Source organism: Streptomyces iconiensis (genome assembly GCF_028657195.3).
In the GTDB taxonomy this organism is placed as follows: Bacteria; Actinomycetota; Actinomycetes; order Streptomycetales; family Streptomycetaceae; genus Streptomyces; species Streptomyces iconiensis.
Genome location: NZ_JANCPR020000003.1, coordinates 265,338 through 277,326 on the forward strand (window position 1 = coordinate 265,338; position 11,989 = coordinate 277,326).

The window sequence follows — 11,989 nt, forward strand, 5'->3', positions numbered from 1 at the left end:
AATGCATTTTTGCAGCACTGCACCTTTCTGTTAGCGTTGCTAATCATTGCCCATGCCACCTATTGGGCTGACGTCGTAACCAGGGAGGCGGACCACGTCCATGGCGGAACACAAGTCGGAACCGGAGAGCGGAGAGGGCGGTACCTCCTCGCTCGGTGCGACCGTGCGCACGCTGGCGCAGACGCTCTGGTTCCCGGCGTTCTTCTTCACCGGCTTTCTCGTCTGCTACCTGCTGCCCTTCCACAACCCGGTGCCGCACCATGTCGACGTGGCGGTCGCGGGGCCCTCGGCGGGGCAGCTGGAGCACGCGCTCGAACAGAAGAGCCCCGGCTCCTTCGACATCCACCAGGTCGCCGACGCCGACGCGGCGCGGGACGCGGTCACCAACCGCGACGCGACCGCAGGTTTCGTGCCGGACGCGAAGAGCCCGCAGCTCTTCGTCGCCAAGGCGGACGGGTACTCGCTGGAGTCCGTCCTCCAGAAGACCTTCACCTCGGTCGCGCAGCAGAGCGGCGGCCAGCTCAAGATGCAGGACGTGGCCCCGACGGCGCCCGGTGACGGCATGGGGACAGGACTGTTCTATCTCGTGCTGGCGTGCACCATCCCGTCGTACGTGAGCGTCATGATGCTGTTGCGCGCCACGACCTTCGGGCGGCGGAAGAAGGTCGCCACCTTCGTGGCCGTCGGTGTCGTCGAGAGCGTCGTCGCCTTCTTCGTGGCACGCGGGATGGACGTCATCCCGAACGAGCCACTCGCGATCCCCCTCGTCTTCCTGATGACGCAGGCCGTCGCGCTCACCTCGTACGGGCTCGTGCCGTTCTTCAAACAGTTCTTCCCCGGCGTCGCCATGGGACTGTTCGTGCTGCTCAGCATGCCCTCCAGCGGAGGTGCCATCCCCGTGCAGATGGTGCCTGGCTTCTTCAGGGCGCTGCATCCGATCATGCCGATGGGCAACCTGATCGAGGCGCTGCGCGGGCTGTTCTACTTCGACAGCAAGGACATCGGGCGACCCGTCATGGTGATCTGTGCCTGGGTCCTGGCGGGCATCGCGCTGATCCTGCTCGGCGCCTGGAAGGACCGCCGCGCCGAGCGCAAGGAGGCGGCCGAGGCGGCCGAACCCGAACCCCCGGTCGAGGACCCCTCGTTCGAGCTGCCCCAGCCCGCCGCCGTCGCCCCGCACACGCACCGCATGGGCCAGCAGGAGCCGACGCTGACCGGCATGGTCACCGACGAGCGCGGCCACCCGCTCCAGGGGGTCGCCATCACGGTGACCGGCACGCAGGGGCGCGAGCTGGTGCGCGCCATCACCGACGAACACGGCGAGTACGCGGCGTCCGGGCTGCCCGACCACTTCGTCAACGTCATCGCCAGCAGCCCCGATCGCCTCGCCGCCGTCGCCCGCGTACTCGCGCGGGACGGACACCCGGCCCGCCAGGACTTCCGCCTCGCGCCCCGGCACGCGGCGGCCCACACGGCGGGGGTCTGATCCCTCGTGTGTGGGGGTGCGCAACGGGCCGTACGGTGCGAATCCGTGCGGTCCCAATGCGAACCCCCGCGGTACGGGTACGTACCGGCGCGGCTGCGTGAGCCGGGCGCGGCACGTGTGCGGACCGGGCGCCCCACGTGCGCGGACCGGCACGTGCGCGAGCCGGCGAGGGTGAGGTGCGGGCGAGGTGCGGGCGTGAAAGCGGCATAGTGCCCATAAGGGATAGGACGGGCTAACATCGCCGCGTGAGTGGCGATGACCAGGGGCCGGACCAGGAGCCGGACCAAGGCCCGGACCGGCGGTCGGACCAAGGCCAGGCCCGGCGGTCGGATCAGGGATCCGGACAGCGGGCCGACGGGCGGTCCGGCCAGGGGCCGCCCGGGGAGATCTGGCGCAGCGGGCCCGTCCTGTCCATGAGCGACCGCAGGGTCGCACGGTTTCTCGCCCGGCCTGTCGCCGCCTTCCTGCGGATCGAGACGTCGGGCGCGATCCTGCTGCTCCTCGCCACCCTGGCTGCGCTGCTGTGGGTCAACTGCGGTGGCCGCAGCGCCTACGAGACGCTGTGGACCACCGAGGCCGAGCTGCGGGTCGGGTCCTTCCACCTCTCGGCCGACCTGCGCGAGGCCGTCAACGACGGGCTGATGGCGATCTTCTTCCTCGTCGTGGGGCTGGAGATCAAGTACAACGCGGTCGCGGGCGAGCTGCGCGACCGCCGCTTCGCCGCCGTACCCGTCATCGCGGCCTTCGGCGGCATGGTCGTCCCCGCGCTGCTCTATCTCGTCCTCAACACCGGGGGCGAGGCCGGACGTGGCTGGGGCGTCCCCATGGCCACCGACATCGCGTTCGCGCTCGGCGTCCTCGCCCTGCTCGGTGAGCGCGTGCCCAACACGGCGCGCGTCTTTCTGCTCACGCTCGCCATCGTCGACGACCTCGGCGCCATCACCGTCATCGCCGTCTTCTACACCGAGCACCTCTCCCTGCCCTGGCTCGCGATCGCGGTGGCCACCGTGCTCGCCGCCGCGGTGCTGCGCGCGCTGCGGGTGTGGTCCCTGTATGCGTACGTCGCACTCGGCCTCGTGCTCTGGCTCGCGCTCTACGAATCAGGCGTGCACGCCACCCTCGCCGGTGTCGCCATGGGCCTGCTCTGTCCCGCGCGGCCCCTGCTCGACCAGGACCAGGCACGGCGCAGGGCACGGGAGACGGCGCCCGAGGAGATCGGCTCGGACGACCTGCGCCGCTACCGTTTCCTCCTCGGCGAGACCGTCCCCGTCACCGAGCGGCTCCAGGCCGCGCTGCACCCCTGGAGCAGCTACCTCGTCCTGCCGCTCTTCGCGCTGGCCAACGCGGGCGTCCCGCTCACAGGCGGAGCGCTGGGGGAGGCCCTGGCCTCGCCCGTGACGGCGGGGATCGTGCTCGGCCTGGTCGTGGGCAAGACCGTAGGCATCCTGCTCTTCTCGTGGCTCGCCGTACGGCTGCGCCTGGGCGAGCTGCCGGCGCGACTCGGCTGGCCGCTCGTGACGGGGCTCGCCGTGCTGGGCGGCATCGGCTTCACCGTCGCGCTCTTCATCACCACCCTCGCCTTCGGCGAGGACTCGGCGCTCGCGGGCGACGCGAAGGTCGGGATCCTCGCCGGTTCCGTGATCGCGGCCGTCCTCGGCGCCGCGCTGCTCCTGCTGGAGTCCCGCCACCACCGCGCTCTGACGGACGGTACGGACTCCGGAGAGGAACCGGCTGATGGAGAGGAACCGGCCGACGGAGAGGGTGAACCGGGCGGTGCGGGCGGCCCGGCCGGTGCGGGCGGGGAGCCACGGTGAGGCCGCGGGGGGCGTGGGGCAGGGCGCCTACGCGCGGAAGGCGAGTGTGGGGGAGGGGCGCGAACGCGCGAAACGGCCGCCCGGGTTCAGTCGCCCTGGCGGCCGTTTCGTGTGCGTGACGCTGTGCGTGACGTTCACGGGGCGGGCGCCCCGCGCGTCCCCGTACGCGGTGTGTGCTGCTTCAGGCCGGGCCCTCGGCGGTCTGGCCGGTCTGCTGAGCGGCCTCGGCCTCCTTGCGCACCTCGTCCATGTCCAGGCCGCGCGCCTGACCGATCAGGTCCTCCAGCGCGGCCTCGGGGAGCGCGCCGGGCTGGCTGAAGACCAGCGTCTTGTCGCGGATGATCGCCAGCGTCGGGATCGACTGGACCTCGAACGCGGCGGCCAGCTCCTGCTGGGCCTCCGTGTCGACCTTCGTGAAGGCGAGGTCCTGGTGCCGCTCGGCCGCCGCCTCGTAGACGGGCCCGAAGCTACGGCACGGACCGCACCACTCGGCCCAGAAGTCGATCAGGATGAAGTCGTTGTCGGCAACGACCTCCTCGAAGTTTTCCTTGGTCAGCTCGATGGTGCTCATGCTTTCTCCTGCCTCGGGGCGTCAAGGCGGGCCCCGCCCTGACCCCGGTTGGAACAATCGTCTGTTGGCTGGGCATTCCCGGCACGGACAGGTGGGGTCACACATGAGCAATCGTGGTCTCAAGCCCCGGCCGCCGCAGTACGACGACCGCGAGGACGTGTCCGCGAGCCCCGTAAGGAAGCTGCTGAAACCGCGCGAGGTGCCGCCCGGCGGGTTCGACGAGAGCCCGCGGAAATCTGCCCACCCTCGGCCGCCGAATGGTAGGTGCCGTGTGCCTCGTGAACAACTGCGGGCCTGGCCGGCACGCCGCTGAGGGGCGGCTCCGGCCTGTTAGAGCTGCCGCAGGTGGTCGCGCAGGGTGCGGGCCACGTGGGCCATGAGCGCGTCGGCTCCCGGCTGGGTGCTCGCGGGGACGAGCGACTCGGTGAGGACGGCGACGGCGAAGACCTGCCCGTCGGCGTGCTCCACGATGCCGATCTCGTGGCGGAGGTTGAGGAGGGTGCCGGTCTTGGAGGACCAGCTTGTCGCGTCGGAGCTGAAGTCCGGGGTGAGCCGGTGCCGCAGCAGGTTGTGGGCCATGAGCCCGCGCACGCGGCCGGCCACCTCGGGGTGGATCGCCGACGGGGCCCACAGGGCGTGCAGCAGGTCGACGTAGGAACGCGCGCTGCCGGTGTTGGCCCGGGTGGTGTCGAGCTGCGGCACCCGGTGGCCCCGGCCGCTGGTGCCCGCTTCGATGGCGAGGGCATGGGCGAGATGGGCCTGACCGGCGTCGAAGCGCTCCACGGGGGTCTCGGCCAGTTCGAGCATGCCGTGCCTGACGGTGATGCCCTGGACACCGAGTTCGTGCAGGATGCCGGCGACCCGGCCAGGTGGAGTGAGCGCGAACAGCGCGTCCGCCGCCGTGCCGTCGCTCACGCAGGTGCTCAGGTAGAGCAGATCGTCGATCGCGATCCGTGCGGGGTGCCGGAACCGGCTCAACCCGGTGGGGCCCGGTGTGGTGATCCGCCCCGGCTGCACCTCGATCGCCGCCGCCCCGTCCAGCTCGCCGCGCCGGATGCGCTCGGCGGTCGCCAGCGCGAGCGGGACCTTCACCAGGGAGGCGGAGGGCAGGTGGGTGTCCGGGTCGATGCCCAGCTCTTCGCCCGTACGCAGATCTCGCACGAGGAAGCAGCCGCGCAGACCGCCGTCGTGCAGTTGTCCGCGCATGTCGCGGAGCAGTGCCTCGCTGCTCATGCCGCTGGCCCTCCCGCGGCGCCGGTCTGCGTGCCGGTCTGCCTGCTGGTCCGTGTGCTGGTCTGCCTGCTGGTCCGTGCGCCTGCCTGCGTGCCCGCTTGCGTGTCTGCCTGCGTGCCGGTCCGGATGTCCGCCTCCGTGCCCTCTCGTGCGTCGGTGCCCTAGTGTGCGTCGCTGCCCGTTTCGGCGCCGAGGCAGCGGGCGAGGGCTTCGCCCAGGCGGGCTTCGAGGTGCTGGGGGTTGCCGTCGGCTGCGGCGGCGAGCGCGAACCCGCGGCTGAGCGGGATACCGCCGAGGGGCCGCCAGCACAGCCCGAGTTCCCCGGCCTGTGCGGGGGAGCACAGCAACAGGTCGTACGAGCACAGGACTTCGGCCGCGGCGGTCGTCAGGTCGGCACCGGCGACGAGCTGTGCAGGCCGCAGGCCGACAGCGTCGCGCAGGCGCGTCAGCGGGTCGCGGATGTGCGGCACGTCGTCCTCCGGCTGGATCCAGACGCGCCGGGCCGGCCCTGCTGAGGCGCGTCCGACCCGGAGGGTCTCCAGATGGACGCGGTTCATACCGGGGTCCCGAGCGGCGGCCAGCCCCAGCGGAACGGACCACCGCGCCTCGTCGGGCGGCACAGCGAGCAGGGCGGCACGCACCTGCTGCGCGTGGACCAGCTCTCTGCGCCGTGCGGGCGCGGCGACGCGGAGATCGAGGGTGACGCCCTGTCCGCGCGCTTCGGCGACGAGGCGTGCGAGAGCGGCCGTCGAGCAGACGCCGGGTACCGCGAGCCGCCACGGCTTGCGCTTGGCGGCCTGCGCCTCGTCCAGCAGCTCATCGGCCGCCTGCGCGAGCTGTCTGGCGGCCGGCAGCATGTCGCGGCCGAACGGTGTGAGGACGGCTCGTCGTGAGGTGCGCTCGAACAGCTGCTCACCGAAGCGTTCCTCCAGCGCCGCGACGCGACGGCTGGCCACCGACTGGGACATCCGGGCCGCGTCGGCGCCAACGGTGAAACTGCCGTGCTCGCTGACGCTGACGAACGCGCGACACGCCCCCACGAGATCCACGGCGTGAACCTTATGCCAGATCGGCATGGAACAGCGCAGGGGGGCATTGGACCGCATGGGCCGCCAAAGGTGAGGCTGCTCCCGGCGCACACACCGGGAGACGAGCCCGGCCCCGCCGCCTACCGGAAGGCGGTAGGGGACCGGTTCCGTCGGGCCGGGATCTGGCCTGTCGGGCCGGGACCGGGGCCGTCGAGCCGCGACCGGGGCCGACGAGCCAGGACCGGAACTGTCACGTGCCGGTGCCGGGCCATCGGCCTGTCCGGTTCAGATGCCGGGAGGGCGGGCCTGAACCGGCACGCGCCGGAAGGGCCTGCCGGGCTGAGCACGCCACTCGTGACCGCCTGCCCGGAACGGGGTGCGCCGCCCCTGTTGTCCATGTGCCCCGCGTGCGGGGTGCCTCGGAGGTTCGGATCATGCAGCAGTCCCGTGCCCGGTGTGCCGTTCTCGGCGCGCTCGCCACGTTCACCCTCGTCCCGCTCGCCGCCTGCGGCACCGGCACGTCGTCGGATCCGTCACCGTCTCCGTCCGGCTCCACCGCGGGAACGGGCGGGGCGGGGAAGGACGGCGGAACGGCCGGGCCCGCGGCAGAGACCAAGCGGGCAGCGCGTGACCTCAAAGGGCTGGAGAAGAAGTTCGACGCACGGCTGGGTGTGTACGCCGTGGATACGGGCAGCGGACGCGAGGTGGCGTACAACGATGGCGAACGGTTCCCCTACGCCTCCACGTTCAAGGCGCTGGCCGCCGGCGCGGTGCTGCGTAAGCACGGCCTGAGCGGCATGGACCGGGTCATCAAGTTCTCCAAGGACGACCTGGTCGACCCCTCACCGGTGGCCGAGAAGCACGTGGGGACCGGGATGACCCTGGCCGAGCTGTCCGACGCCGCCGTCCGCCACAGCGACAACGCGGCGGGCAACCTGCTCCTCGACGAACTGGGCGGGCCCAAGGGCCTCGACGCCGTGCTGGAGAAGACGGGTGACGACGTGACCCACATGGTGCGCCGCGAGCCGGAGCTGAGCCGCTGGGCCCCGGGCGAGAAGCGGGACACGAGCACGCCGCGCGCGTTGGCCAAGGACCTGCGTGCCTTCGTGCTCGGGGACGTGCTCGACAGGCCCGAACGCGCGCAGCTCACCAAGTGGCTGCGGACCAACACCACAGGAGACGACGTCATCAGGGCCGGGATGCCCGAGAAATGGGTGATCGGGGACAAGACCGGTACCGGCAGCGGCTACGGCGCCCGCAACGACATCGCCGTGGTGTGGCCTCCCGACTCCGCGCCCCTCGTCCTGGCGATCATGTCGAACCGCGCCGACGAAGATGCCGAACACGACGACAAGCTGATCGCCGAGGCGGCCTCCGTGGTCGCCGACACGCTCTCGTAGCGGGCGCAGGCACCCGCTCGTAGCGGGCGCGGACCGGCTCCCGCGGCGGGCGTGGACCGGCTCCGGTAGCGGGCGTGGACAGGATCACCGGTTCGGCTCATCCGGCACTCTCGCCTCCCTCGCACCATGGGGAACGGGGTGCCTTCCGCCAGAATGCGCGGAGCGCCCGGTGGTGTTGAGATGGCTCTGGATCCCCCGGAACGGAGCGACGGATGAACGGCCTCCCCTTCGAGGACACGACCGACTTCGACGACGCCGACCGCGGCTTCCTGGGCGCGCTCGCCCCCGGCGTCGTCCAGGACGGTGACGGCCGTGTCGTCTGGGACACCGAGGTCTACGGGTTCCTCGACGGGCCCTGCCCCGGCACGGCCGACGCCAGCCTGTGGCGGCAGGCGCAGCTCTGCTCCCGGCAGGGCCTGTTCGAGGTCACCGAGGGGATCTACCAGGTGCGGGGCCTGGACCTGTCCAACATGACGATCGTCGAGGGCGAGCGGGGCGTCCTCGTCATCGACCCGCTGCTCTCCGCCGAGTGCGCTGCCGCTGCGCTCGCCCTGTACCGCAGGCACCGAGGCGACCGGCCCGTCACCGGGCTCCTCTACACCCATTCGCACGCGGACCACTTCGGCGGCGCGCGCGGCGTCCTGCCCCCGGGCACCGAGGAGGGCGTGCCGGTACTGGCTCCCCGTGGCTTCCTGGAGCACGCCGTCAGCGAGAACGTCCACGCGGGCAACGCGATGGCCCGCCGTGCCGTGTTCATGTACGGCGGGCGGCTGGAGAAGGGGCCCGAGGGGCAGATCGGCGCGGGTCTCGGCCTGACGACCTCCACCGGCACCATCACCCTGATCGCGCCCACCGTCGACATCACCCGCACGGGGCAGGAGGAGACGGTCGACGGCTTGCGCCTCGTCTTCCAGCTCACCCCGGGCACCGAGGCACCGGCCGAGATGAACTTCCTCTTCCCCGGCCGCCGCGCCCTGTGCCTGGCCGAGAACGCCACGCACAACATGCACAACATCCAGACCCTGCGCGGCGCCCCGGTGCGGGACGCGCGCATGTGGGCGCGCTATCTGGACGAGGCCATCGGCTTCTTCGACGAGGCGTACGACGTCGCCTTCGCCTCCCACCACTGGCCGACCTGGGGGCGGGACAAAGTGGTGGCGTTCCTCAGCGAACAGCGCGATCTGTACGCGTACATGCACGATCAGACGCTGCGGATGCTCAACGACGGCAAGACGGGCCCCGAGATCGCCGAGGAGCTGCGGCTGCCGCCCGCACTGGAGAACGCCTGGCACGCGCGCGGCTATTACGGTTCCCTCAACCACAACGTCAAGGCCATCTACCAGCGTTACCTCGGCTGGTTCGACGGCAACCCGGCCCACCTGTGGGAGCACCCGCCCGCCGAACAGGCGTGGCGGTACGTGGAGGTGGCGGGCGGCGCCGACGAACTGCTCACGAAGGCACGCGCGTACGTCACCAAAGGCGACCTGCGCTTCGCCGTGACCCTGCTCAACCACCTCGTCTTCGCCGACGAGAGCAACCAGGAAGCCAAGGACCTCCTGGCGGAGGTCTATGACGCGCTGGGCTGCCGGATGGAGAACGCCACCTGGCGCAACTTCTACCTGACAGCGGCCCGTGAGCTGCGGCAAGGCGTGCACCGTATCGCCATCGACGCCACGAACCCCCAGGTGGCCACCGCCCTCACGACGGAGATGCTGCTCGACTCCGTGGCAGCCCGTATCGACGGCCCCCGCGCCTGGGACGACGACATCGCCATCGACCTCATCCTCAGCGACGAGGAACGCCGCTACCGGCTGACCCTCCACAACGGTGCCCTCACCCATCGCGCCGTCCCGCTGAGCGAGCACCCACGGCGCATGGCGGGGCTCACCCTCACCCTGACCAGGCCCCAACTCCGCGGCGCCCTGGCGGGGGAGGGCCTCGACGGGATCGACCAGCAGGGCGACCCCGAACTGCTGGCCAGGCTCCTCTCGTACGTCACGGTCCCGGACCCGGGCTTCACCATCGTCACCCCGTGAAGCGCGCCGTCAGCCCCTGACGTCAGCGCCCGCCTCCGCGCCTGTCCCCGGCGCAGCGCCCGTCTCCGTGCCGGGGCTGTGTGCCCGGGTCTCGAAGTAGTGGCGTGCCCTGTCGTGTGCGTCGGGCGGGGCGCCGAGCGCGTCGAGGCCCAGCAGGGAGGCGCCCAGAACCGGCCGCGCGTGCACGACGCGGGGTACGGCTCGCGGGGCACGCAGGGCGAGGAGCTGGTTGATGCGGCCGTTGAGGAGAGGGTGTCCGGCGGCGAGGACACCGCCGCCGAGCAGGACCGGGACCTCCTCGTCCAGCAGACCGAGCCGGCGCAGGGCCACGACCACCATGGTGACGACCTCCTCGGCCATGCGCTCCACCAGGGAGCGGGCGACGGCGTCACCTTCAGCCGCTGCCCCGAACAGTACGGGGGTCAGCTCCAGGCGTTTCGCCTGTGGAATGCGCCCCAGGTGCAGGGCCTCTATCAGCGCGTACATCGAGTCCAGCCCGAAGTGCGCGGGCAGCGCCGTACGCAGCAGCGTCGGCTCGCCCCTGCCGTCCTCGGCGCGTGCGGCGTGCCACAGCGCCTCCTCGCTCAGGCCGCCTCCGCCGCCCCAGTCGCCGGAGAGGCGGCCGATGGCGGGGAAGCGGGTGGTGCGCCCGTCGGGCAGCATGCCCGCGCAGTTGATGCCGGCGCCGCACACGACGGCGACGCCGCGCGGCGCGGCGTCGCCCTCATGGGCGAGGAGTCCGGCACGCAGGACGGCGAAGGTGTCGTTGTGCACGGTCACCTTCCTGGCCCAGCCGCGCTCCATGAGAGCCGTGGCCAACTGCTCCTCCTCGACGGGCAGATCCGCGTTGGCGAGACAGGCCATCACTTGCTGTACGGGGGGTACGGGCGCTCCGGGAGCGGCCGGGGCGCGGCCCGCGTCCGCGTGGGCGCGGGCCACGGCCTCGGCCAGTACGTCGACGGCTGCCGTGACTCCGACGGCCGGCGGGCGGAAACCGCCGCCGCGTGCGGTGCCCAGCACGCTGCCGTCGGTGCCGAGCAGCGCCACGTCGGTCTTGCTGTTGCCCGCGTCGATGGCCAGGACGGCCGGGGTACGCGGGCCGCCCGCCGAAGGCGCCGGCCGGAAGCCGGCTTCCGCGGCGGACCGGGGTTGGTTCAAGCCCACGCCAGGTGCTCCTTGTTGTGCGCGAGCAGCTGGTCGGTGAGCTGCTCGGCGTACTCGATCTGGCCGATGAGGGGATGGGCGAGCAGCGCCTTGAAGACGCGGTCACGGCCGCCGTGCAGGGCGGCACGCAGAGCCAGGTCCTCGTACGCGGTCACGTGCGCGATCAGCCCGGTGAACTGCGGGTCGAGCGCGGGTACGGGCAGCGGGTGCGCGCCGTCCTTGTCGATACGGGCCTGGGTCTCGATCACGGCGTCGTCGGGGAGGAAGGGCAGCGTGCCCCGGTTGAGGGTGTTCACCGCCTGGTACGTGCTGCCGCGCTCGCGCAGCAGGGAGGCCGCGAGGTCGACGGCGGCCTCCGAGTAGTAGGCGCCGCCGCGGCGGGCGAGAAGTTCCGGCTTGGTGTCCAGGGCCGGATCGGCGTACATCTCCAGCAGCTCCCGCTCCAGCGCCGCCACCTCGGCCGCCCGGGTGGGGGCGCCGCGCTGGGCGCGTACCACCTCGTCGTGCGCGTAGTAGTAGCGCAGGTAGTAGGAGGGGACGACGCCGAGGCGGTCGACCAGGGAGCGTGGCATGTGCAGGTCGTCGGCGACGGCCTCACCGTGCTCGGCCAGCAGTTTGGGCAGGACGTCAGCGCCCTCGGGCCCGCCCAGGCGCACGCCCAGCTCCCAGGTGAGGTGGTTGAGCCCGACGTGGTCGAGGTGCACCTCGGAGGGGGAGGTGTTCAGCAGCTTGGCGAACTTCCGCTGGAAACCGATCGCCACATTGCACAGGCCGACCGCCTTGTGTCCGGCCGTGAGCAGGGCGCGGGTGACGATGCCGACGGGGTTGGTGAAGTCGATGATCCAGGCGTCGGGGTTGCTCCTGCGGACCCGTTCGGCGATGTCGAGGACGACGGGAACGGTGCGCAGCGCCTTGGCCAGGCCGCCGGCTCCCGTGGTCTCCTGGCCCACGCAGCCGCACTCCTGCGGCCAGGTCTCGTCGCGGTCGCGGGCCGCCTGGCCGCCCACGCGCAGCTGGAGCAGCACGGCGTCGGCGCCGTCCACGCCCGCGTCCAGGTCGGACGTGGTCGTGATGGTGCCGGGGTGGCCCTGCCTGGCGAAGATGCGCCGGGCCAGGCCGCCGACGAGTTCCAGCCGCTCGGCGGCCGGGTCGATCAGGGTCAGCTCGTCGATCGGGAGCACGTCACGCAACCGTGCGAAACCGTCGATGAGTTCGGGTGTGTAGGTCGAGCCTCCGCCGACCACTGCGAGCTTCATG

General features: G+C 71.9%; 9 protein-coding genes. 4 read left to right on the forward strand and 5 right to left on the reverse strand.

Annotated elements, in window-relative coordinates; genetic code table 11:
• Window positions 1-100 precede the first annotated feature (100 nt).
• Together NMN56_RS04130 and nhaA are read left to right on the forward strand one after the other, a co-directional pair.
• Window positions 101-1,486, forward strand: a complete 1,386-nt coding sequence (locus NMN56_RS04130) for an ABC transporter permease (RefSeq protein WP_274045187.1) — start codon at window positions 101-103, stop codon at window positions 1,484-1,486.
• 413 nt (window positions 1,487-1,899) lie between these two features.
• On the forward strand, window positions 1,900-3,300 hold the full coding sequence (gene nhaA / locus NMN56_RS04135; RefSeq protein WP_283742476.1) for a Na+/H+ antiporter NhaA: 1,401 nt from the start codon (window positions 1,900-1,902) through the stop codon (window positions 3,298-3,300).
• Window positions 3,301-3,481: 181 nt separating this feature from the next.
• On the opposite strand, the gene trxA is transcribed toward nhaA, so the two are convergent.
• The 3 genes from trxA to NMN56_RS04150 all read right to left on the reverse strand — a co-directional run bounded on the left by trxA (window position 3,482) and on the right by NMN56_RS04150 (window position 6,153).
• Entirely contained in the window at window positions 3,482-3,871 is a 390-nt protein-coding gene (gene trxA / locus NMN56_RS04140) for a thioredoxin (protein WP_274045184.1), read from the reverse strand.
• A 330-nt stretch (window positions 3,872-4,201) separates the two neighbouring features.
• On the reverse strand, window positions 4,202-5,104 hold the full coding sequence (locus NMN56_RS04145) for a serine hydrolase (protein WP_274045182.1): 903 nt from the start codon (window positions 5,102-5,104) through the stop codon (window positions 4,202-4,204).
• A 161-nt stretch (window positions 5,105-5,265) separates the two neighbouring features.
• Window positions 5,266-6,153: a LysR family transcriptional regulator gene (locus tag NMN56_RS04150; RefSeq protein WP_274045181.1), complete on the reverse strand. Its 888-nt coding sequence runs from the start codon at window positions 6,151-6,153 to the stop codon at window positions 5,266-5,268.
• Between the two features lie 413 nt (window positions 6,154-6,566).
• Between NMN56_RS04150 and bla the strand changes: the two genes are divergently transcribed.
• Both bla and NMN56_RS04160 read left to right on the forward strand, forming a co-directional pair.
• Window positions 6,567-7,532 (forward strand): class A beta-lactamase, encoded by a 966-nt coding sequence (bla, locus tag NMN56_RS04155; protein ID WP_274045180.1) that lies wholly within the window; start codon window positions 6,567-6,569, stop codon window positions 7,530-7,532.
• Window positions 7,533-7,744: 212 nt separating this feature from the next.
• Entirely contained in the window at window positions 7,745-9,568 is a 1,824-nt protein-coding gene (locus NMN56_RS04160) for an alkyl/aryl-sulfatase (protein ID WP_274045177.1), read from the forward strand.
• Between the two features lie 9 nt (window positions 9,569-9,577).
• Here NMN56_RS04160 and NMN56_RS04165 read toward each other — a convergent pair whose 3' ends face one another.
• Both NMN56_RS04165 and NMN56_RS04170 read right to left on the reverse strand, forming a co-directional pair.
• Window positions 9,578-10,732, reverse strand: a complete 1,155-nt coding sequence (locus tag NMN56_RS04165) for an N-acetylglucosamine kinase (protein WP_430542459.1) — start codon at window positions 10,730-10,732, stop codon at window positions 9,578-9,580.
• Window positions 10,723-11,988: a 6-phospho-beta-glucosidase gene (locus tag NMN56_RS04170; protein WP_274045176.1), complete on the reverse strand. Its 1,266-nt coding sequence runs from the start codon at window positions 11,986-11,988 to the stop codon at window positions 10,723-10,725. Before NMN56_RS04170 ends, NMN56_RS04165 begins: the two co-directional genes overlap by 10 nt.
• Window position 11,989 lies beyond the last annotated feature (1 nt).